This window comes from Streptomyces sp. NPDC029138, assembly GCF_055564375.1.
Map to the genome: position 1 here is coordinate 18,522 of NZ_JBVHWM010000077.1, position 20,889 is coordinate 39,410.

General features: G+C 72.4%; 17 protein-coding genes. 6 read left to right on the forward strand and 11 right to left on the reverse strand.

Going from position 1 to position 20,889, the window contains the following annotated elements:
• Positions 1–266: 266 nt before the first annotated feature.
• Both ACZ4WH_RS37765 and acnA read right to left on the reverse strand, forming a co-directional pair.
• Positions 267–1,358, reverse strand: a complete 1,092-nt coding sequence (locus tag ACZ4WH_RS37765; protein WP_468189505.1) for an MBL fold metallo-hydrolase — start codon at positions 1,356–1,358, stop codon at positions 267–269.
• A gap of 534 nt (positions 1,359–1,892) precedes the next feature.
• Entirely contained in the window at positions 1,893–4,586 is a 2,694-nt protein-coding gene (acnA, locus tag ACZ4WH_RS37770; RefSeq protein ID WP_468189507.1) for an aconitate hydratase AcnA, read from the reverse strand.
• Between the two features lie 136 nt (positions 4,587–4,722).
• On the opposite strand from acnA, the gene ACZ4WH_RS37775 reads away from it, so the two are divergent.
• The 3 genes from ACZ4WH_RS37775 to ACZ4WH_RS37785 all read left to right on the forward strand — a co-directional run bounded on the left by ACZ4WH_RS37775 (position 4,723) and on the right by ACZ4WH_RS37785 (position 6,784).
• Entirely contained in the window at positions 4,723–5,517 is a 795-nt protein-coding gene (locus ACZ4WH_RS37775; protein WP_468189509.1) for a COG4280 domain-containing protein, read from the forward strand.
• Positions 5,517–5,735 carry a hypothetical protein gene (locus ACZ4WH_RS37780; protein WP_468189510.1) on the forward strand — a complete coding sequence of 73 codons (219 nt, stop codon included), beginning with the start codon at positions 5,517–5,519 and terminating at the stop codon, positions 5,733–5,735. Before ACZ4WH_RS37775 ends, ACZ4WH_RS37780 begins: the two co-directional genes overlap by 1 nt.
• A gap of 128 nt (positions 5,736–5,863) precedes the next feature.
• Entirely contained in the window at positions 5,864–6,784 is a 921-nt protein-coding gene (locus ACZ4WH_RS37785; RefSeq protein ID WP_468189512.1) for a MurR/RpiR family transcriptional regulator, read from the forward strand.
• A 25-nt stretch (positions 6,785–6,809) separates the two neighbouring features.
• On the opposite strand, the gene ACZ4WH_RS37790 is transcribed toward ACZ4WH_RS37785, so the two are convergent.
• The 8 genes from ACZ4WH_RS37790 to ACZ4WH_RS37825 all read right to left on the reverse strand — a co-directional run bounded on the left by ACZ4WH_RS37790 (position 6,810) and on the right by ACZ4WH_RS37825 (position 15,347).
• On the reverse strand, positions 6,810–7,397 hold the full coding sequence (locus tag ACZ4WH_RS37790) for a Chromate resistance protein ChrB (RefSeq protein ID WP_468189514.1): 588 nt from the start codon (positions 7,395–7,397) through the stop codon (positions 6,810–6,812).
• Between the two features lie 9 nt (positions 7,398–7,406).
• Entirely contained in the window at positions 7,407–9,275 is a 1,869-nt protein-coding gene (locus ACZ4WH_RS37795; RefSeq protein ID WP_468189516.1) for an FAD-binding protein, read from the reverse strand.
• Entirely contained in the window at positions 9,272–9,991 is a 720-nt protein-coding gene (locus ACZ4WH_RS37800; protein WP_468189518.1) for a VIT1/CCC1 transporter family protein, read from the reverse strand. Before ACZ4WH_RS37800 ends, ACZ4WH_RS37795 begins: the two co-directional genes overlap by 4 nt.
• Before the next feature lie 155 nt (positions 9,992–10,146).
• Complete coding sequence (locus tag ACZ4WH_RS37805) at positions 10,147–10,986, reverse strand: ABC transporter ATP-binding protein (protein WP_359277161.1); 840 nt, start codon at positions 10,984–10,986, stop codon at positions 10,147–10,149.
• Between the two features lie 9 nt (positions 10,987–10,995).
• Positions 10,996–12,024 (reverse strand): FecCD family ABC transporter permease, encoded by a 1,029-nt coding sequence (locus tag ACZ4WH_RS37810; RefSeq protein ID WP_468189520.1) that lies wholly within the window; start codon positions 12,022–12,024, stop codon positions 10,996–10,998.
• Positions 12,021–13,073, reverse strand: coding sequence for a FecCD family ABC transporter permease (locus tag ACZ4WH_RS37815; RefSeq protein WP_468189522.1), 1,053 nt, complete (start codon positions 13,071–13,073; stop codon positions 12,021–12,023). Before ACZ4WH_RS37815 ends, ACZ4WH_RS37810 begins: the two co-directional genes overlap by 4 nt.
• A complete protein-coding gene (locus tag ACZ4WH_RS37820; protein ID WP_468189523.1) occupies positions 13,070–14,104 on the reverse strand; it encodes an ABC transporter substrate-binding protein in 1,035 nt (344 codons plus the stop codon). Before ACZ4WH_RS37820 ends, ACZ4WH_RS37815 begins: the two co-directional genes overlap by 4 nt.
• 58 nt (positions 14,105–14,162) lie before the next feature.
• Entirely contained in the window at positions 14,163–15,347 is a 1,185-nt protein-coding gene (locus ACZ4WH_RS37825; RefSeq protein WP_468189525.1) for a C45 family autoproteolytic acyltransferase/hydolase, read from the reverse strand.
• Positions 15,348–15,645: 298 nt separating this feature from the next.
• Between ACZ4WH_RS37825 and ACZ4WH_RS37830 the strand changes: the two genes are divergently transcribed.
• The 3 genes from ACZ4WH_RS37830 (at position 15,646) to ACZ4WH_RS37840 (ending at position 19,913) form a co-directional block, all read left to right on the forward strand.
• On the forward strand, positions 15,646–17,106 hold the full coding sequence (locus ACZ4WH_RS37830; protein ID WP_468189527.1) for a TldD/PmbA family protein: 1,461 nt from the start codon (positions 15,646–15,648) through the stop codon (positions 17,104–17,106).
• The gene (locus ACZ4WH_RS37835; protein ID WP_468189529.1) at positions 17,103–18,419 is read left to right on the forward strand and encodes a metallopeptidase TldD-related protein; all 1,317 of its coding nucleotides are present in this window, start codon (positions 17,103–17,105) and stop codon (positions 18,417–18,419) included. The genes ACZ4WH_RS37830 and ACZ4WH_RS37835 overlap by 4 nt, the downstream gene beginning before the upstream one ends.
• A 255-nt stretch (positions 18,420–18,674) precedes the next feature.
• Positions 18,675–19,913, forward strand: a complete 1,239-nt coding sequence (locus ACZ4WH_RS37840) for an SGNH/GDSL hydrolase family protein (protein WP_468189531.1) — start codon at positions 18,675–18,677, stop codon at positions 19,911–19,913.
• An 8-nt stretch (positions 19,914–19,921) separates the two neighbouring features.
• On the opposite strand, the gene ACZ4WH_RS37845 is transcribed toward ACZ4WH_RS37840, so the two are convergent.
• On the reverse strand, positions 19,922–20,758 hold the full coding sequence (locus ACZ4WH_RS37845) for an alpha/beta hydrolase family protein (RefSeq protein WP_468189533.1): 837 nt from the start codon (positions 20,756–20,758) through the stop codon (positions 19,922–19,924).
• Positions 20,759–20,889 lie beyond the last annotated feature (131 nt).

Here is a 20,889-nt window from a genome sequence, read left to right on the forward strand (position 1 = left end):
TGCAGACGGTCCGGGGACGCGGGCCGGACCAGGGGGGGGGGGGGGGGGGGGGGGGGGGGGGCCCCCCCCCCCCCCCCGCCCCCCCCCCCCCCCCCCCACCCCCCCCCCCCACCCCCCCCCCCCCCCCCCCCCCCCCCCTCCCCCCCCCCCCCCTCCCCCCCCTCCCCCCCCCACCCCCCCCCCCCCCCACCCCCCCCCCCCCCCCCCCCCCCCCCCCCCCCCCCCCCCCCCCTGAGCCCGCGCGCGCCGCCGCGCTCGGTGCCGGGTTACGGGCGGATGCCGAAGGGGCCGAGGAGGCCGCCGTCGATCCTCTGGGATTCCAGCAGCGCGTAGGCGTTGTCGACGGTGAAGACGTCGGCGGCGGCCAGGATGCCGGTGTACTTGGCGGTCACCTGGTCGGCCGCCTGGCGGGCGACGGCGTCGAGGTAGGTCTTGAAGATGGCCCACGCGTTGCCGCTCGGCCCGTACTTCTCGAAGTAGGGGGTGGGGTCCACCGTCGCCGAGGCGTCGCGGACGGCTTCGTCGAGGTCGGCCATGTACCGCATCTGGAGAGTGCCGTCGGCACGGTGGCCGAGGCGCCCGAGGTGGCCGCCGACCAGCGTCTGCCAGGGGTAGTCCATCGCCACCTGGTGGGCCTTGACCCAGGCGGGGATGTCCTGGGAGACGGCGAGGTTCTTGAACGGTACCCAGCCCGGGTAGAGCACGTCCACGACCATGAGGGTCTCGTGTGCCGGGGCATGGATGAAGATGTTGTCGGGCGAGTGGTTGGGGCCGTGGTAGGCGAGTTCCAGCCGTTCACCACCCACCTTCAGGACGTAGCGGTCGTCGAACGTCTCCGTCGGGAGGGGCCGGTTGGGGTCGCGGTCGAGGCGGAGCAGACGGCGGGTCTCGGTGTGTCCGATGCGCACCACGTCCTTGCCGAAGATGACCGAGGCGCCGATGTGGTCGGCGTGGGAGTGCGAGTAGACGAGGTGGGTGACCTTGTCGGGCATGCCGTTGGCCCTGGTCACTTCCTCGATGGCGCGCAGGAGGTTGCGCCCGATCGTGGGTGGCGCGTCGACGAGCACGACGCCTTCCGCGGTGGTGAGGAACATGGCCTGGTAGTAGGTGTCGGTCACCCAGTAGAGGTTGCCCTGGATCCGGCCGACGTAGTAGCCGTCCGCGTTCGGCGCCGGGCCGGCCGAGGCGGCGGGCACGGGCGCGAAGTCCGGCAGCGTGTCCGACTCGGCCGCGCGGGCGGAGTTCGCCCACGGTCCGCCTTGCAGGGCCGTCGCCGCGGGCACGGCGGCGGCGACGGCCGCCGTCCGCAGGAGGGTCCGGCGCCTGGGAGCGTCGGCGTTCATGGGTCCGGTCGTCATGACGGTCCAGCCTTTCTGTGGTGGGATGCTGCGTCACCGGCCGCCTGAGGGCCGCGCCCGGGGTCGCGTCGATGGCCGTGGCGGGGTGCGGGGTGGTGGGCGATCCGGGCCGGCCCCCGGCCGCCGGGGAACGCCCTGGTGGTCGAGAGCCGGGGGCGACCGCTGTCGTCGGCTGACGGGCGATCAGTCTGCTGAGGACGCGGTACGAGAGCATCGGTCGCACGACTGTGGCCTTCCGCGGGCATGCGACCGGGGTACTCCCGGCCGTCGGTGCCCGGTGTCCGCCGGAGCACGGTGTCCATACGGCATCCGACTGCGCCGGCCGTGGTGCCAACCGGCGGCCCCGGGCATGTCGCCGCCCCGTGGACAGGCCGGCAGCCACAGGACCCGGACAGACACGGTCGTGGGTCGTGTCGGCCGAACCGGGGTCGCCGATCGGCCCGTTGCTGCCCGCGCCCGGACCGGAGGGCGTCGACGGGTGGCCGAGGGTGCCGCGTCGGCACGTGTTTCGCCGGGCTGCTCGGCGGGCCCCGCTCATGCTCCGTCGTGAGCGGTCCGCGTGGTGATCCCGCGCAGCACGTGGGGCAGGATGCCCCCGTGACGGTAGTGGGTCACCTCGCGGGGAGTGTCCAGGCGCACGGCGGCCCGGAAGGTCCGCCCGTCGGCCCGCACCCGCACCGTGCGGATGGGCGCGCCACCGTCGGCACCGTCCTCGAGCGCCGCCGCGAGGCCGATGACGTCGTACACCTCCTCCCCGGTGAGTCCCAGCACGGTGACGCTGTCGCCCGGGAGGAACTGGAGCGGCAGGATGCCCATCCCCACCAGGTTGGAGCGGTGGATGCGCTCGAAGGACTCGGCGAGGACGGCTCGCACCCCGAGCAGCGCAGGGCCCTTGGCAGCCCAGTCGCGGGACGATCCGGTTCCGTACTCCTTGCCGGCCAGCAGGATGTGCGGGATGCCGGCGGCGCGGTAGGCGGCGGCCGCGTCGTGGATCGTGGTGACCGCTCCGCCGGCGGTGAAGTCGCGGGTGAAGCCGCCCTCGGTACCGGGGACGAGCCGGTTGCGCAGCCGGATGTTGGCCAGAGCTCCGCGCACCATCACCTCGTGGTTGCCGCGCCGTGAGGCGTAGGTGTTGAGCCGGGCGGGCGGTGTGCCGCGCGCGACGAGATGACGCCCGGCCGCGCTCTGCGGCGGTATGGCACCGGCCGGCGAGAGGTGGTCGGTGGTCACGGAGTCGCCGAGGCTGGCCAGCACCCGCGCGCCGCGGATGTCCGCGACCGGACCGGGTTCGTCGCCCACCGCGTCCAGGAACGGCGGTCGCCGCAAGTAGGTGGAGTCGTCCGGCCAGTCGAAGAGCTCGCCCGACGGCGCGTCGAGGGCCTCCCAGCGCGCATCGCCGGTGAACACGTCGGCGTAGGCGCGGGTGAACATGTCCGGCCTGACGGTGGAGGTGATGACCTCCCGTATCTCGTCCGCGCTCGGCCAGATGTCCCTCAGCAGGACCGGGCGTCCGTCCTGGCCGGTGCCGAGGGAGTCGCTGGTCAGGTCCGTGTCGACCGTTCCGGTGAGGGCGTAGGCCACGACGAGGGGCGGTGACGCGAGGAAGTTCATGCGCGCCTCGGGATGGATGCGGCCCTCGAAGTTGCGGTTCCCGGAGAGCACGGCGGCGACGGTGAGGTCCTGCTCGCGCACCGTCTCCGCCACCCCGTCGGCCAGGGGGCCGGAGGCACCGATGCACGTCATGCAGCCGTAGCCGGTCAGGTGGAAGCCCAGTTTCTCCAGGTACGGCGTCAGCCCCGCTGCGTCCAGATAGTCCGTGACGACGCGGGAACCGAGCGACAGGCTGGTCTTCACCCACGGCTTGCTGCGCAGCCCGCGGACGACGGCGTTGCGGGCGAGCAGTCCCGCGCCGACCATCACCGAGGGGTTGGCGGTGTTGGTGCAGGACGTGATCGCGGCGATCACGACGGCGGCGTCCGTTACCTGTTCGGGCGTGCCGTGGGACGCGGCCGGGGTGGCGCTCCCCGGTTGCCGGGCGCCCGTCCGCTCGCGCAGCGTGTCGCGCACCGCGGCACGCACCTGCTTCAGCGGCACACGGTCCTGCGGGCGGCTCGGGCCGGCGAGTGACGGCACGACGGTGGCGAGGTCGAGCCGAAGGGTCTCCGTGTACCGCGGCGGCGCGTCCGGCCGGTGCCACAGCCCCTGTTCCTTCGCGTAGGCCTCGACGAGGGCCACGTGCCCGGAGGTCCGGCCGGTGAACCGCAGATAACGCAGGGTCTCGTCGTCGATCGGGAAGTAGCCGCAGGTCGCGCCGTACTCCGGGGCCATGTTGGCGAGGGTGGCCCGGTCGGCGAGGGAGAGCCGGGCCGCGCCGTGGCCGTGGAACTCCACGAACTTGCCCACCACGCCGTGCCGACGCAGGAGTTCGGTCAGGGTCAGGACCAGGTCCGTGGCGGTGGCGCCCTCGGGCAGTTCGTCGTCGAGCCGTACGCCCACCACAGGCGGTATCAGCATGGACAGGGGCTGGCCGAGCATGGCGGCCTCGGCCTCGATGCCGCCGACGCCCCAGCCCAGCGTGCCCAGGCCGCCGACCATCGTGGTGTGCGAGTCGGTGCCGAGGCAGAGGTCGGGGAAGGCCCAGCCGTCGCGGGCCATGACCACGCGCGCCAGGTGTTCGAGATTGATCTGGTGCATGATGCCTGTGCCCGGCGGTACCACCACGACGTCGCGCAGCGCGCCGCGGCCCCACTTCAGGAACCGGAAGCGCTCCGCGTTGCGCTCGTACTCCAGTGCCGCGTTCCGCTCGGCCGCGTCCGGCCGCGCCGTCACGTCGGCGACGACCGAGTGGTCGACCGTCAGCTCGACGGGTACGACCGGGTTGACGCGTGTGGGATCGCCGCCGCGCTCGGCGACTGCGGTGCGCAGCGCGGCGAGGTCCGCGAGGGCCGGCACGCCGTTGGTGTCGTGCAGGAAGGCGCGCGCCGGATGGATGTCGACGGCTCGCGCGAAGGAGTCCAGGGAGCCCCAGGCGAGCAGTGACCGGACCTGATCAGGCGTCACCGCCCCGCGGTCCTCGTGGCGCAGCAGGTTCTCCAACAGGATCTTGATCGTGTACGGCCAGTCAGGCGGCGCGATGTCGGAGATCCGGTGCATCGCGTGCCTCTCGCCGCCGACGGTGAGCACGTCCGCGGTGCCGAAGCGGTTCCGTCCGCCCTCGAGGTTGTCCATCCGTGCAACTTCCTTCCGTTCTTGACGGGGTGTCGGCCCGTTCGGGGACCCTCCCCAATGATTGACAACATCTGTTTCACGAAACTAGCGTAGCTATGCAACATCTGTTTCGTACACACCCGAGAGAGGAGCCGCCGTGGATGCGGCAACCTGGGGACTCATCGCCGCGACCTTCGTCGCCTGCTTCGTGGAGATGGTCGAAGCGACGACGATCGTCATGGCGATGGGCTACACCCGCAGCTGGCGTTCGGCACTCACCGGAGTGGCCGCCGCCCTGGCCCTGCTCGCCGTGGTCACCTCGATCGCCGGCTACGCACTCGAGCGCTGGTTCCCCGAAGCGGCACTGCAGTTGGTCATCGGCGGCCTGCTGTTGATATTCGGCATGCAGTGGCTGAGGAAGGCGATCCTGCGCTCGTCGGGCCGCAAGGCCATCCACGACGAGGACGCCATCTACCGCGAGGAGGTGGAAGCGGCCAAGGCCGCCGGGCAGCACACCGGCCGGCTCGACATGTTCTCCTTCATGGTGTCCTTCAAGGGCGTGTTCCTCGAGGGCATGGAGGTCGTCTTCATCGTCATCACCTTCGGGCTGAACGCGGACAACGTGCCCGCGGCCAGCGTGGGTGCCCTGGCCGCCGTGGTCGTCGTGCTCGGCATCGCGTTCGCCGTGCGCCGCCCGCTGTCGATGATCGACGAGAACCTGCTCAAGTACGGCGTCGGGCTACTGCTCGCGTCCTTCGGCACCTACTGGGTCGTGGAGGGGACCGGCATCTTCCGGGCCGGCCGGGAGAGCCTGGAGTGGCCGGGCGGCGATCTGGCCCTCCTCGTCCTGCTGGCCGCGTGGTTCCTGCTGAGCCGAGGCCTCGTGGCCGCCCTGCGCACGTCCCGCACCAGCACGCCGGCCGCCGCCGGACCGATCGAGGAGAACGTGTGATGAGCCTGCTGAAGTCTTTCGGACGGTTCTGGTACGACTTCGTCGTCGGCGACGACTGGAAGATCGCGGTCGCCGTGGTGCTGGCCCTGGCGCTGCTGCTGGGGGCCCTGTCCATCGGCCTTTTCGCAGACGCCGGACTGACCGTGCTCGGGGGCGTCCTGCTGATGGCCGCCTTCACCGTCAGCCTGATCATCGACGTACGGCCCGGATCGTCGTGACCCCTGCGACGCGGGTCGGCGGCCGGGCCGGGAGCGCACTCCCGGGCCGGCCGTCGGCTCTTTGTCGTGAACCGCTCCCGGCGCGTAGTATCCGCTACACACCGCCCGCCGGCGAGCCGAGGAGAGCCGTGACCGCCGCTGCCCGCAAACTCCCCACCCTTCAGGAGCGGGTGACCGCACGTTACGACTCGCTCACGCCCACCGAGCGCAAGGTCGCCACCTACCTGTGCGAACATCCCCAGCAGGCGGCGTTCTCCTCCGCCGAGGAGATCGCCACGGCCACCGGCACCAGTGACGCGAGCGTCGTCCGCACCGCCAAGTCCCTTGGTTTCGAAGGCCTTCCAGGGCTCAAGCGCACTCTGCAGGAGCATCTCGGCACGCTCCTGACGCCCACCCACCTGCTGCACAACACGATCAGCAACTTCAGCGAGGGTCCCGAGGGCGTCGTGGGCAGCCTGCTCGCCGAACGGGCGGAGCTGCTCAACGAACTGGGGCGCACGCTGGACCCGACGGCCTTCCGCACCGCGGTGGAACTGGTCGCCGGCGCCCACGAGACCCTGGTGTGGGGCCTGGGCGGGGACGCGAGCCTGGTCGAGTACACGGTGACCCGTCTCAACCGGCTCGGCTACCGGGCGCGGCCGGCCTCGGAGACCGGGTTCCAGCTGGTGGACCGGCTGCTGCCGCTCGGCCCCGACGACGTGGTCCTCGTCATCGCGCAGAACCGCATCCGGCCCGAGCTGGAGGTGACCCTCCAGCACGCCGCGGACACGGGGGCGCGGATCGTCCTGCTGACCGACACGCTGCGCGAAGCGCTGCAGGAGCGGACCGACGCCGTGCTGTCCGCCCCCACGGGCCGCCCGGAGATGTACGGCGGGCAGAGCATGTTCCTCATCGTGCTGGAGGCGCTCACGCTGGCCGTGGCGGCACGCGACGAGCAGCGCGCGATGGAGACGTTCGACAAGCGCAACCAGCTCAGGGAACTGCTCGACGCACACGTGGCGGCCAGGGCCCACACGGGCGGCCGCAGGGGCGGACGGCGCCGCGCGTGATCCGCCGCCCTCGCCGGGCGGCGGATCATCCCACGTCGCTGACGGTCCTCTCATAGACGTCCGCCTCGAACGCCTCCAGCATGCGCTCGCACTCGGCGACCTTCTGCCGGGCCAGCTCCTTGCCGTCGGCGTCCATCCAGTCCCGGGACTCGACCTTGCCCAGCCAGCGCTTGAGTTTCTCGAGGTCCTGGCGGATCTCCTCCGCCTCCTCGAACGTGTAGTTGCCGCGGAAGCGCTCGAACTCGATCTCCTTGAAGAACTTCGTCTCGCACTCCTCGACGATCTCCGCGTACTCCTTCGCCGACTGGGCGCGCAGTCCCTCGACGAACTGGACGCGGGCGTCCTCCTCCACATCGGTGAGGGTCAGGAAGACGCTGGAGCCCCCCAGCTCGTCGATGCGTTCGCGGACCCGGGTCAGCTTCTCCCTCAGGTCCCCGCGGTCGGGCAGGACGCACACCGCCTGCTGCACGTAGAAACCGCCCAGCCGCTTCAGCTGCCGCCACACCGCGACGCGCGCCCCCGACGACTCGTTGGGGACGCGGTAGATCAACAGCAGCCAGGGGCCCCGCGTCGGATCGGTGGCGGTCGGCTCGGTGCGGATGTCGGTTGCCATGCCGCAAGGCTAGTCTCCCGGCTCGGCGGGTCGCTCGCCGGTCGCCGCCCCACGCTTGTACAGAGCCGCGCACAGGGCGCGTACGGCGGCCGCCCAGTCGGCGACGATGCCGATGTCGCACTGCGCGAAGACCGGCGCGGTGGCGTCGTGGTTCACCGCCAGCACGGTCGTCGCGCGCTCCACACCGCTCATGTGCCGGGTGCTGCCGGAGACGCCCAGCGCCAGGTACAGCTCGGGGGCGATGGCGCGCGCCGTGATCCCCAGCTGCCGCGAGTGGGGCAGCCGGCCGGTGTCGGTGACCTTGCGCGTGGCGGCCAGCTCCGCACCCAGCAGCAGCCGCAACGGTTCCAGCTCCGCGTACCGCTGCGGATCCACCCCCTGGCCCACGCCGATGACCGCCCGGGCCCGTTCCAGGGCGTCGTAGTCCCCGTCCGGTTTGAGCGGACCCGCCTGCAGGGCCGGGTCCGGCGGCACGTCGACCTGCCGCGCGGGCAGCGCTCCGGTGACGGCCCGCGGGGTCCGCAGGGGCAGGCTGCCGGTGCGCAGCGTCGCGATCTGGACGGGTCCGAGACTGTCGATCTCCGCGAGGGTGGCCTGGCCGGACGGCTTGGTGCCGACCAGGCGGGGAGCGCCGGTGCCGTCGGTTCGGGGTTCCACGGCGACGAGGTCGGACATCAGGCCGCTGTCGAGGCGTGCGGCGAGCCGGCCGAGCACCTCGCGTTCCCACGAGCGTGCTGCGCCCAGCAGGGCCAGTGGCCGGCCATGGGCGGTGATCCAGTCGTGCAGCACGGCCGCCACCGGCCGTGCCGCGTCCCCGTTGAGCACCAGGAGTTCGTCGGCACCCCACGACGCGAACGCGCCGGTGTCCGTGCCCGGCTGGACGACGGCGGTCACCTGGGCGCCGAGGTGTGCGGCGATGGCGGCGGCCTCGCCGAGCAGGGCCCGTGGTTCGGCGGTCTCCGCGGGCCCGGTCAGGGCCAGGACCCGGCAGGACGCACCGACGTGGCGGCGCGGTGGCACGGCCGGGGAGGGACGGGCGTCCGCGGCGGACGGGCCCGTCCGGGACCGCCACAGGTCGAGCGCGCGCTCCACCTGCTCCTCGAGGGTGCCGGACAACAGCACCGGTGTGCGCGACCGCGCCTGCCGGCGCGACCCGGTCACCCGGGTGGGGCTGCGCACGGGGCCGGCGTGCCCGAGGTCGGCTCTGGTCAGGGTGCGGACGCGGTCGGTGCCGGGCCAGGTGTCGGCGGCTGCCTTGGCCGGCTGGCACGAGCGCTCGGCGACGGCGACCACGGCGGGCAGGGCCACCTGCACGCCGCGCAGCCCTTCGTCGGACTGCAGCGTGGTGCGCAGCACGCGGACGCCGTCCTCCTCGGCCACGTCGATCTCCAGGGCCGCCCCGACGAAGGGCAGTCCGAGCAGCTCGGCCACCATGGGTCCGACGGCGGCGGTGTTGCCGTCGACGGAACTGCGTCCTACGAGGATCACATCGGCGCCGGTGTGGGCGTCGACGGCGGCGGCCAGCACCCGGGCCGTCACCAGGCAGTCGGCGCCGGCCCAGGCGGGATCCGTCAGGTGCAGCGCCTCGTCGGCGCCGCAGGCGAGGGCCTCGCGCAGGACGTGCACGGCGCGGGAGGGCCCCATGGTGACGACGGAGCTGTGGCCGCCCGGTCCGGCGGCGAGCCGGACGGCCTGGGCCACGGCGCGCCGGCACCAGGGGTTCATCTCCGCGTCCCCGGCGGTGCGCCGCAGCCGGCCGTCGGGGCCGAGATCTCCCGAACCGCCCTCGCGCGGTACCTGCTTGACCAGGGCGACGGTACGCAGGGCAGGCGCCGCCCCGGTCACACCGCCACTGCCGTGAGCGATCGGCCCGGTCATGAGACGCTCGTCCCGACCAGCAGACCGACGCCGTAGGTCACCGCCGCGGACAGGCCGCCGAGCAGCAGCTGCCGGCGCCCGCCGAACCACATCGGACGTGCCGTCAGCCGGGCTATGCCGCCGCCGGTCACGACGAGTGCCAGGGCACTGACGACGAGCGCCGGGAGAATACCGACGGCGCCGAGGAAGAACGGCAGCAGCGGCACGAGGGCGCCGACCGCGAAGGCCGCGAACGACGAGGCGGCCGCCGTCCAGGGCGAGGGCAGGTCGTCGGGGTCGATGCCGAGTTCCTCGCGCACGTGCACGCGCCAGGCCACCTCGGGCTGGGCGGTGATCTCGCGCGCGACCTCGGCGGCCAGTTCCGGACGCAGTCCCTTGTCCTCGTAGATCAGGGTCAGTTCGCGCAGCTCCTCTTCGGGATTGGTCTCGAGTTCGCGTCGTTCGGTCGCTATCTCGTCATGGGCCAGGTCACGCTGGGAGGAGACGGAGGTGTACTCGCCGGTGGCCATGGAGCAGGCGCCCGCGACCAGTCCGGCCAGGCCCGTGAGGATCACGGTGTGGGCCGGGGCGCCGCCGCCGACGACGCCGGCGACGAGGGAGAAGTTGGAGACGAGGCCGTCCATCACGCCGAAGGTGGCGGGGCGCAGCCAGCCGCCCGTCACGTCCCGGTGGGCGTGGTGCAGTTCGGGCAGGCGGCTGTCGACGGTCAATGACATATGCGGGGATTCCGTTCTCGTGGTGCGCGGGCGTGCGAGAGCAAGGGCGGAGGCGGAAGAGGGCAGGGGGAACCGCGGGAGCGGCGCGTGCGGCCCCCGTGGAGGAGGCGCCACCGGCATGTCGTAGCGCGCGGGTACCGGTGTGCGGCGGACGCTCAGGCGGTGCCGGCCGCCATCGCGCGGGTGCCGCGCCGGCCCGGTGCGGGGCGGGTGGTCCGGTCCTGGCGCACGGGGATGCACAGCGGCTTGCCGCTGACGGGGTGGTCGACGACCCGTGACTCCACCCCGAAGACCCGCTGGATGAGTTCGGGGGTGAGGACGTCCACGGGGGTGCCCTCGGCGACGAGCGCGCCGGAGTGCATCACGAAGATGTGGTCGGCGTACTCCGCGGCCATGTTGAAGTCGTGCAGGACCATCGCGATCGTCGTGCCGTGGTCCCGGTTGAGGTCCGCGAGCAGGTCCAGCACCTCGAGCTGGTAGGCGACGTCGAGGTAGGTGGTGGGTTCGTCCAGCAGGATGATGCCGGTCTCCTGGGCCAGGCACAGGGCGATCCACACCCGCTGCCGCTGGCCGCCGGAGAGCTGGTCCACATGGGCGTGCCGCATGTCGGCGACCCCGGTGACCTCCATGGCCCACTCGACGGCCTCACGGTCGGCCTCCGAGGGGACCTTGAGCGACGAGCGGTGCGGATGACGTCCGAACGCCACCAGGTCCTCGATGGTGATGCCCTCGGGCGCGGTGAGCACCTGGGGCAGGATGGCCAGCAGCCGGGCCACCTCGCGGGTCGGGGTCTTCTGAATGGACTTGCCGTCCAGCACCACCTGGCCGGCGCGCGGCGGCAGCAGCCGGGCGAGTGCCCGCAGCGCCGTGCTCTTGCCGCAGCCGTTGGGCCCGATCAGGACGCTCACCTTGCCGTCCGGAACGGCCAGGCAGAGATCCTCGGCGATCACGCGGGTGTCGTAGGCGAGTTGGACGTTGTGCGCCTGCAGTCTCATCGGTCGCTCCTACTTGCCCAGCTTGACCAGCAGATAGAGGAAGTACGGTCCGCCGATGACGGCGGTGACCACGCCCGCGGGTATCTCCAGGGGCGGGGCGATGCCGCGGCCCACGGTGTCCGCGAGCAGCATCAGGAGCACGCCGGTCATGGCCGCCGCCGACAGCAGCACCAGGTGCCGGCCTCCGACCAGGCGGCGGGCGATGTGAGGTGCGATCAGACCGACGAACGCGATGGTCCCGGCGACGGCGACGCATACGCTGGCGAGGGCCACGGCGAGCAGCAGCAGGTGGCGGCGGGTGCGCTCGACGGGTTCGCCGAGCCCTGTCGCCAGGTCGTCGCCGAGTCCCAGCACATCCAGCCGTCGCGCCAGCATCAGCACCACCGGTACGAGCACGGCGATCCACGGCAGCGCCATCCACACGGTCTCCATCGACCGTCCGAAGAGGCTGCCGGTGAGCCAGATCAGGGACGCGTTGACGTCCAGCGGGTACTTGACCAGCAGGTACCGGATGCCCGCCTCGAAGGTGGCGCTGACGGCGATGCCCACCAGCGCGAGCCGGACCGGGGAGACCCCGCGCCGGTAGGCGAAGACGTACACCAGTCCGGCTCCGACCAGTCCCCCGGCGAAGGCCGCGGGCGGCACCAGGGCGACGGACGCGGTCGGCAGGGTCAGCACGAGCAGCATGCCCGCGAAGCCGGCGCCCTTGGTGACGCCCACGATGTCGGGCGCGGCCAGCGGGTTGCGGATCACTCCCTGCATCACCCCGCCGGACACGGCAAGGCCGATGCCGACCACCCAGCACAGCAGCACCCGCGGCAGCTGGAAGTCGAGGACGACCTCGGCGGCGTCGCTGCTGCGCCGCCCGGCCAGTGCGGTGAGGACGTCGGCGAACGGGATCGGCGTGGCCCCGATCGTGAGGCTGACGAAGCTGCCGGCAAGGGCCAGCACCAGGAGCGAGCCGACCAGGATCCAGGGTCTGCGGGCCGCGACGACGGTGCGGCGCACGGGTCGTCCCACGGCTACGTTGACGGTCATCGCGTGACTTTCTGCCGTCGGGCGAGATAGATGAAGATCGGTGCCCCGACGAGAGCCGTCACCACGCCGGTGGGTACCTCGAAGGGTGGGTTCACGTAGCGGGAGCCGATGTCGGCGTAGACGGTGAGGACGGCTCCGACCAGCATCGCCACGGGCAGGACCCGCAGGTGGTTGGAGCCGACGAGTCTGCGTGTGATGTGCGGTGCGATCAGCCCGATGAAGGCGATGGGGCCGGCCACGGCGACCGAGGCGCCGCACAGCACGATGACCACGGCGGCGCCCAGCGCCCGGGTGCGTTCCACGTGCTGGCCCAGGCCGCGGGCCATGTCCTCGCCCAGGGCGAGGATGTTGAGCGACTTGGCCAGCGCCATGGCGACCAGCAGCCCGGCGGCCGTCCAGGGCAGGGCGGTGGTGAGGTCGTGCCACTGGGCGAAGTTGACGCCGCCGACGAGCCAGAACAGCACGGACTGCGTGTCGTTCTCGTGGAAGATGACCAGTACCTGGGTGAGGGAGACGAGCAGACTGCTGGCGGTCACTCCGGCCAGGGCGAGCCGGACCGGGCTGACCTTGCCCGTCCCCATGCCCGCCAGGACCATCACCGTGATGCCCGCCGCCGCCGCGCCGCCGAAGGCGAGGAGGATGGAGGGGGCGCCGGCCATCGACGGCACGACGGTGATGGCCGCCACGACGACCACGGCGGCGCCGGCGTTGACGCCCATGATGTCGGGTGACGCGATCGGGTTGGCCGTGATCGCCTGCATCACCGCGCCGGAGACGGCGAGGTTGGCGCCGACCAGGGCCGCGAGCAGCACCCTCGGCATCCGGATGGTCCGTACGATCTGCTCGGCCGGGGAGTCCGCCGAGAACCACGCGTGCGCGACCGAGGACCAGCCGATCCGTTCACTGCCGAGGGAGAGGGCCCACAGCATGCCGACGGCCAGCAGGCCCACGCCGGCGACCGCGACGGCCACGAGGACGACCCGTGGGTCCCGCCCCCGGCCGGCCGGACCGGCCAGGGGCGACTTCACTGCGGCTGCCGGGGCGCTCATGAGGCGGGGAAGAGCTTCTCGATCGCCTCACGGGCGATCGTCTCGGCGGCGAGGGTGCCCCGGCCCTTGGACCAGACGCTGCCGTCGACCACGTAGGTGGCCTTGTTCTTCACGGCCGGGATGCGCTTCCACAACTCGCTGGACTGCCACTGGTCGCTGAGGGTCCTGGGGGTGTTGCGGGCCATGAACAGGACGTCGGGAGCGGTGGTGACCATGGACTCCAGGGTCATGCTCAGGGTGGCGTCCTGTCCGTCGGTGGAGGGCACGGTCGTCAGTCCCAGGCCGCGCAGCACGGTGGGGGCGAAGGCCCGCTGGGTCTGGGCGCTGACACCCTTGTCGTAGGTGATGGCGAAGACGATCCTGCGCTTGTCACCGCTGGGAACCCGGGCCTTGAGGGCGGCCATGGTCTTGCGGTGCTCGGCGAGGGCTGCCGTCATCCGGTCGCACTCGTCCACCGCCTCGCCGACCACCACCTCGCTGTTCATCACACGGTCGTAGTCGGCGGCGTTGCTGGCCAGGGCGACCGTGGGCGCGATCTTCCGCAGCTGTGCGTAGACCGCGGCGTCGCGCTGGCTGTCGGCGATGATGAGGTCGGGTTTGAGGGACTTGATGACCTGGAGGTTCGGGGACTGCCGCAGGCCTACCGAGGTGTAGTGGCCGACGGCGTCGCGCAGCGGCTTGAGGATGCGCTCGGGCTTTCCGTCGTCGGCTATGCCCACGGGCTTGACGCCGGCGTTCACCAGCGCGTCCACGAAGGAGAATTCGAGGGCGACGACGCGCTTGGGTTTGCCGGTCACCGTGGTGGTGCCCAGGTCGTGCTTGATGGTGCGGGAGTCCTTGCCGCAGCTGGCGCTGTTCGGCCGGGCCTCGGGACGGGCGGCCTGCTTGCCGCCACCGGCGCTGCCGTCGTCCTTGGCGACGGACCCGGCGGTGCCGCCGCAGCCTGCGGTGAACACGGCGAGGGAGAGGACGGCGGCGCCGAGGAGGCCGGTGGACCGTCTCGGCGGACGCGGGCTGAGGGCGCGGGGCATCGAGGCTCCAGGGGTGAGGGACGGGGACGAGGGGATGCGGGTGCCGGTCGCCGGGCGGTCAGCCCGTGTGGGCGGCTGCGTGCGGAGCGGGGGATGACGAGTCGCCCCACGCCGGGCGGGTGGGTGCCGCGGGGCCGTCGTACAGGTTCCAGGGCGCCTGCACGTACGCGTTCTCGCACGGCGGTCCCGCGGTCAGCAGGTACTCGCCGGTGCTGAGGTCCACCAGGCTGGAGACCACCGACTGGTAGCGGTCGGCCTCGTGGCGACGTGGATCGGCATGCTGACACACCCCGTTGGGATGTGCGAAGTGGTCGCTCATCACTTCACGCACGTGGGCCCGCAGCGCGGAGCCGGAGGTGATGGTCCGGGCGGCGCGCAGGCCGTCGGTGACGCGGGGGACGCGGAAGAGGGAGTCGACGGAGAAGGGCCGGTACGTCCCCTCGATCTGGGGCGGGACGAAGGCCTGGAAGTGGTTGCCGTGGACCAGGAGTCCGTCGGTGGGGTACATCCAGCCGTGCCGGCCCGGCGTGGTCTCCAGGTCGATCGCGAAGCCGTCGCGGTGGGTGATGAGGAGGTTGCTGGGGGCGGACTGGGTGACCTGGAACGCGGCCCGCAGCGCGTCGTACACGTCCCATGACTCCAGGATCTTGCGGCGGACGAAGGTACCGGGCACGCTGAGCCCGGTCTCGAAGCCACCGCCCAGGCCGTTGGCGTTGAGGGCGAGGCCGGCGGAGTTGGCGCCGTGTCGGCCGACCTGGCCGGCCTCGGTCTGGCAGATGAACGTCGGCCGGCCGGGCTGCTGGACGCGCAGCACGACGACGGTGTCGGCGACCCGCTCGCGCCAGTCCCAGTTCTGACCGCACAGCACATGGCCGAGCCCGTTGGCCTGGGCCAGCAGCGCGAAGGACGTGCAGCCCTCGTCGGCCTTGTCGTCGAAGGGGTTGGACTGGCTGAGTTCGAACCGGGCGTTGAGGGCGAGGATCTCCTCGAAGTCCCGTTCGGCGCCCTCGGCGATGCCGCGGATCTCGTCGAGGATGCCGGGCAGGTAGTCGTCGACGAGGGGTACCCAGGCACGGGCCCGGGCGGTGGCCTCCTCCCATCGCAGTCGCGCGGTGCGCTGGAACAGTTCCGCGTAGAAGTCGACGGAGCGTGCTATCAGTTCGCGTGCGGCGGAGCCGTACTGCCGGCCGCGCTCCCGGGGATCGGCACTCGTCAGGTCGATGAAGAGGAGTTGCTCGGACATGAGAACTTCCTGGGGCGAGTGAGGGCGCTGTCTACCGGCTCGGTGGGGGACGGGCGGGCTCCACCGGGAACCGGCCCCGCCGGGTGGTGGAAACGTAGTAACCACTACAAGGACAGTCAATAGATGTAGTGAAATCCATCAGAACTCCCTGAAGCGTCTACAACACTCATTGTCAATGTCTGTAGCGAACGCTACCTTCTAGAGCGCGCCCGGCCGTTGGAGGCCTTCGCGCACGCCCTACCCGGTGCCCGTCCGGCCCTGGCCGGCGCCGCACCCCGACCGAAGGGGAAGACACGCTGTGAAAGACACTGCGGAGACGGTCCTGGGCCTGTTGCCCAGGGACGTCGCCTACGCGGACGTCCGCGTCGTCGACCGCACCCACGAGTTGGTCCTCGTCGAGCACAACGGCCCCGGTGACGTCATGCGGGAGACCTCGCTCGGCGTCGGTGTGCGGGTCGTCGTCGGCGGACACTGGGGATTCGCGGCCACGCACCGCCTGGACCACAGGGGCCTGAGCGCCGCCGTCACCGAAGCCGTCGCGCAAGCCCGTGCGGCGGGCGGCGGGGGCGTGGCCAAGATCCCGCTCGGCCAGCCGGTCACCACCCGGGCGCGATGGTCCTCGCCGATGGTCGTCGACCCGTTCACGGTGTCGCTCTCCACCAAACTCGACCTGCTGGACGCGGCGGTCACCGAGGCCGGCACCGCCGGGCCGCTGGTCCGGCAGATCGAGGCGTCGATGGACTTCTTCCGCGACGACAAGGTCTTCGCCAACACCGAGGGCGCGCTGATCGAGCAGACCATCACCGAGAGCGGCGGCGGGCTGATGGTGGTCGCGTCCGACGGCGACGACGTCCAGCGCCGCTCGTTCCCCCAGGCGGTGCCCCGTTCCATCCGCGGACAGCGCGGCCACTTCGCCACCGCCGGTTACGAGCACATCCCCGCCCTGCGGCTGGTCGAGGAGGCCGCGCGGGTCGGAGCGGAAGCCGTCGCCCTGCTGTCGGCGCCCCAGTGCCCCGACGAGACCACGGCCCTGGTCGTCACCGGCGCCCAGCTCGCCATGGTGCTGCACGAGTGCGCGGGCCATCCCATGGAGGCCGACCGCGCGCTCGGCTCCGAGGTGAGCCTGGCCGGCGGCACCTACGCCTCACCCGACCGCCGTGGCACCTTCCCCTTCGGCTCCCCCCTCGTCTCCGTCCACGCCGACGCCACCATCCCCGGGGCACTGGGCAGTTACGCGTTCGACGACGAGGGCGTCGCGGCCCAGCGCACCGAACTCGTCAGGGACGGCATCTTCACCGGCTACCTCTCCGGCCGCGAGTCGGCCGCCGCCCTCGGTCAGGAGTCCTCGGGTGCCGCCCGGGCCGACGGCTGGCAGCGCATCCCGCTGGTCCGGATGACCAACCTCTGCCTGGAACCGGGTGACTCCTCGCTCGCCGAGATGATCGCCACCACCAAGCGCGGCGTCCTGATGGACATGACCAAGAGCGTCTCCATCGACGACCAGCGCCTGTCCTTCCGGCTCGGCGCGGAGGCCGGGTGGGAGATCCGCGACGGGCGGCTCGGACGCCTGCTGAAGAACTGCACCTACTCCGGTGTCACACCACGGTTCTGGGCCGGCTGCGACTCCCTCGGCAACCAGGACGAGTTCCAGGTCCACGGCATCCCCTCGTGCAACAAGGGCGAGCCCCTCCAGGTCGCCCACATCGGGCACGGCACGGTCCCCGCCCGCTTCCGCGACGTCCAGATAGGCACCCCATGAGCATCGATCCCCGCGACGTCCGCACCGCGCTCGACATCCTGGGCCGGGGCACCCACCTCGACCTCGCCCAGGAACGCACGGGCCTGCTCCGCTACGCCCGGTCCCGGATCACCGCGCAGCACAGCGAGGAACGCCTGCGGGTGCGCGTACGGCTCACCCGGCGGGGCAGGACCGCCCTGGGCACCCTGGAGACCCTCGACCCCGGTGCGGTCAGAGCCCTGGCCGCCCAACTCGACGCCGCACTCGCCCTGCTGCCGGCCGCGTCCGGCGCACGGCGGGCCAGGCCCGGTTCCGTCCCCGCCGCCCGGCCCGAAGTGGGCGTCTCCACACTCGGCGCCGGCCCCGCCGAACGCCACGCCTGGTTCAGCACGGTCAAGGACGGTCTGGCCGGCGCCGCCCTGCTCGGCGGCTCCATCCGGCACGACGTCGTGCACCGGGTGGTCGCCGATCACGACGGCCTCTACCGCGAGGAGACCCTCACCAAGGCGTCCCTGCAGGCGATCGCCGAACGCGACGGCAGATCCTCGAGCATCCGCCTCGTCCACCGGGACGCCGCCCGCATCGACCCCGGCGACGTCGCCCACCGGCTTCTGGACGACCTGGCGGACCTGCCCGAACGGGAGCCCGTGCAGGGCACGTTCCGGGTCCTGCTCAGGCCCCAGGCCGTGATCACCCTGCTCGCGACCTACGGCTACGTGGCTCTGGGGGCCGCCGGATACGCCGAGGGCCGTACCGCCGTGGCCGGCCGCATGGGCGCCAGGGTCACCAGCGAACTGATCACCCTCACCGACGACGGCACCGACCCCGCGGGCCTCGCCAGCGGCTTCGACCCGGAGGGCACGCCGCGCCGGGCCACCCGGCTGATCGAGAACGGCGTGCTCACCGGGGTCGTGTCGGACCTCGGGCACGCGGCCGTGACCGGCGGCGTGTCCACCGGCCACGCGGTGCCGGCGGGCTGGCGCTTCGGCGCCGACCCCTCGCCCTCCCATCTCCTGCTGGACGGCGGCGACCACACCGAGCAGGAGCTGGCCGGCCTCTGCGACGAGGGCCTGGTGATCAGCCGTCTCGACTATCTGCGCATCCTGCACCCCAAGGACACCCTCGTCACGGGCACGACGCGGGACGCGACGTACTGGATCCGCGACGGTGTGCCGGTCGCCTGGCAGCCGTCGGTGCGCCTCACCTTCCGCATGGACGAGGTCCTCGACGCCGTCCTGGCCGTGGGCAGTCGCCGCGAGCGCGGCGAAGCGGTGTTCATGGAGAGCGTCGTCGCGCCCGCCCTGCTCGTGGACGCCGGCCCGATCAGGCTCTGAACCGGAAGGCGGCGGCCCGGCGCTGAGGGCCGCCGTCCGGCCACCGCCACCTCGCGGTACGGTGCGTCGCGCACCGGACACAGCGCTCACCGCTCCCCCGCCGCCTGTCCGCCCGCATAGGGGGGCCTGCCGCTGCCGGGCACTGCCGGCGGACCGCTGCCGGTCCCCGGCAGGACCGGTGCCGCGGGCGGTGTGACGGCGGCGGACGCCCGAAGCCGTCGTCGCCCGGCGCCGGCAGAACCGGAGGCATGGCCCATGCATGAGATCGCCCTGGCCGACGGCCCGGTCCTCTTCCGCGGCGCGCTCGATCTGGAGCGGCGCCCCGGCGGCGGACTGCTGCCCCGGCGCCTGCCGGCGTGGACGCGCGAGCAGTATCCCGACGCGTTCATGGACTTCGTGGCGGCGATGCCGTCCGGCGTGCGGCTGGCCTTCCGCACCGCGGCCCGGACCCTCGAACTCGATCTGCTCACCACCGTGCGGCACTTCGACGGCACGGCCGCACCCACGTCCGCCGGGGTGCTCGACCTGGTGGTGGACGGCCGGCTCACGGCGCGGGCGGTCGCGCCCGTGGGCCGGGTGCTGCGGCTGGCCCATGCGCGGGCCTGTCCGCGGGAGGTCGCCGGCGAGCCGGGCACGGTCCGGTTCCGGGCCCTGCCCGCGGGCGTGAAGGAGGTCGAACTGTGGCTTCCCCAGCAGGCCCCGTGCGAGTTGCTCGCCCTGCGTGCCGACGCGGAGGTGACGCCGCCCGCGCCGTCCGGTAGGCGCCGCTGGGTGCACCACGGCAGTTCGATCAGTCACTGCACCCAGGCCGACGGGCCCACCGGGACCTGGCCGGCGGTGGCGGCGGCGCTGGGCTCGCTGGACCCGGTGAACCTGGGCATGGCGGGCAACGGGATGCTGGATCCCTTCGTCGCCCGGACGATCAGGGACCTGCCGGCCGATCTGATCAGCCTGAAGCTGGGGATCAACCCGGTGCTCAAGTCGGCGCTGAAACCGCGCACCTTCGTGCCCGCCGTGCACGGCTTCCTCGACACCGTGCGAGAGGGCCATCCGGACATCCCTCTGCTGGTGGTGTCACCGGTGTTCTGCCCGCGCCTGGAGTCCGCCGACGCAGCCGGCGCCACGCCGCCGGGCACGGGCGCGGGCCCGGCGGGCACCGGCCACGGCCGACGGGCCGCCGAGACGGGTGGCCCCGGGAAGGGACCAGGTGATCCTGAGGAGGAACCGGGAGATGCCGGGCAGGAACTGGGCGACACCGGAGAGGCCTCGCTCGCCCCGCTGACCCTGCCCGTGGTCCGCGAGGCGCTGGAGCGCATCGTGCTCGGTCGCCGCCGCAGCGATCCCCGCCTGCACTACCTCGACGGGCGCGAGCTGCTGGGGCCGAGGGACGCGGCGGACATGCCGGACGGCGTCCACCCGAACGCCGCGGGCTACCTGACCATCGGCCGGCGCTTCGCCGAGCGTGTGCTGGGCAACGGCGGGGCGTTCGCCTGACGACGCGCTCAGGCCCTGCCGCCCGTCAGCACGTCGGCGAAGAACCGCTGAACGTGGGGAAGAGCCGCCGAACCGCTGTGGCCCATCCCGGGTATCAGCTCGAAGCGCACACGAACACCGTGGCGCTCCCAGTTGTCGCGCAGGGACGTCATGCGCTCGACGCGGGTGTCTCCCCCGGCGTCCAGGCCGGGTTCGGCGATCTCCCAGGTCTCCGTGTCGGCGTCGCCGACGAGCATCTGCACGGGTACCGTGTGCAGGACGTCGAGGTCGATCTCCCGGCCGAACCGCTCGGCCACGTCCGCGGTGCCGAGCCACCACGGCACGTCCGGGTCGATGCGGGTGATCCGGCCCGGGGCGCCGACGGACAGGGCGGTGAGCCGCTCGGCGTGCAGATACGCGAACCGGTGCGCGAACTGCCCGCCGCCGGAGAAGCCGTGCATCAGGAACCGCTCGGTGGCGACGGTGTAGCGCCGGCCGATCTGCTCGACGATGTCCAGCAGCACCTCGTCGTAGCGGATCCCCTGGTGCAGCAGCCGCTTGTAGCCGTGCAGGTCGCCCGGGTCGGCGACGCCCGCCGGGAAGAGCGGCGCGAGCACGACGCAGTCGTGCTCCTCGGCGAACTCCCGGAACATCGTGCGGTAGCGCTCCGCCGTGCGGTTGGTGCCGTGCACCACCACGACGAGGGGCAGCGGCTCGGTCGCCCGTTGATGGGCGGTCGGCACGTACAGGCAGTACGAGAAGCGCTGATCACTCTGGGAGGCGAAGAACGCCGTCACGCCGGAGTGGAAGAACTCGGTCGGGTGCAGGATCCGGGCGCCCGCCGTGGCGGGCTGTGATGTCTTCAACGGTTTCCCTTTCACCGCGGGTTGCCACGACCCCTATCTGTAGCATATGTATCAACCAGTCGACCAGATCGTAGTGGCCACTACAGCGGCGGTGCGGAGCACACCGCGCCCGCCATCCCCCTGCCGACCTG

What these genes read in the sequence shown, in the direction of transcription:
- ACZ4WH_RS37820 (WP_468189523.1), bottom strand. Translation starts at nt 14,104, where the DNA reads ATGCCCCGCGCCCTCAGCCCGCGTCCGCCGAGACGGTCCACCGGCCTC.
- acnA (WP_468189507.1), bottom strand. Translation starts at nt 4,586, where the DNA reads ATGGACAACCTCGAGGGCGGACGGAACCGCTTCGGCACCGCGGACGTG.
- ACZ4WH_RS37790 (WP_468189514.1), bottom strand. Translation starts at nt 7,397, where the DNA reads ATGGCAACCGACATCCGCACCGAGCCGACCGCCACCGATCCGACGCGG.
- ACZ4WH_RS37835 (WP_468189529.1), top strand. Translation starts at nt 17,103, where the DNA reads ATGAGCATCGATCCCCGCGACGTCCGCACCGCGCTCGACATCCTGGGC.
- ACZ4WH_RS37810 (WP_468189520.1), bottom strand. Translation starts at nt 12,024, where the DNA reads ATGACCGTCAACGTAGCCGTGGGACGACCCGTGCGCCGCACCGTCGTC.
- ACZ4WH_RS37805 (WP_359277161.1), bottom strand. Translation starts at nt 10,986, where the DNA reads ATGAGACTGCAGGCGCACAACGTCCAACTCGCCTACGACACCCGCGTG.
- ACZ4WH_RS37825 (WP_468189525.1), bottom strand. Translation starts at nt 15,347, where the DNA reads ATGTCCGAGCAACTCCTCTTCATCGACCTGACGAGTGCCGATCCCCGG.
- ACZ4WH_RS37815 (WP_468189522.1), bottom strand. Translation starts at nt 13,073, where the DNA reads ATGAGCGCCCCGGCAGCCGCAGTGAAGTCGCCCCTGGCCGGTCCGGCC.
- ACZ4WH_RS37795 (WP_468189516.1), bottom strand. Translation starts at nt 9,275, where the DNA reads ATGACCGGGCCGATCGCTCACGGCAGTGGCGGTGTGACCGGGGCGGCG.
- ACZ4WH_RS37765 (WP_468189505.1), bottom strand. Translation starts at nt 1,358, where the DNA reads ATGACGACCGGACCCATGAACGCCGACGCTCCCAGGCGCCGGACCCTC.
- ACZ4WH_RS37840 (WP_468189531.1), top strand. Translation starts at nt 18,675, where the DNA reads ATGCATGAGATCGCCCTGGCCGACGGCCCGGTCCTCTTCCGCGGCGCG.
- ACZ4WH_RS37800 (WP_468189518.1), bottom strand. Translation starts at nt 9,991, where the DNA reads ATGTCATTGACCGTCGACAGCCGCCTGCCCGAACTGCACCACGCCCAC.
- ACZ4WH_RS37780 (WP_468189510.1), top strand. Translation starts at nt 5,517, where the DNA reads ATGAGCCTGCTGAAGTCTTTCGGACGGTTCTGGTACGACTTCGTCGTC.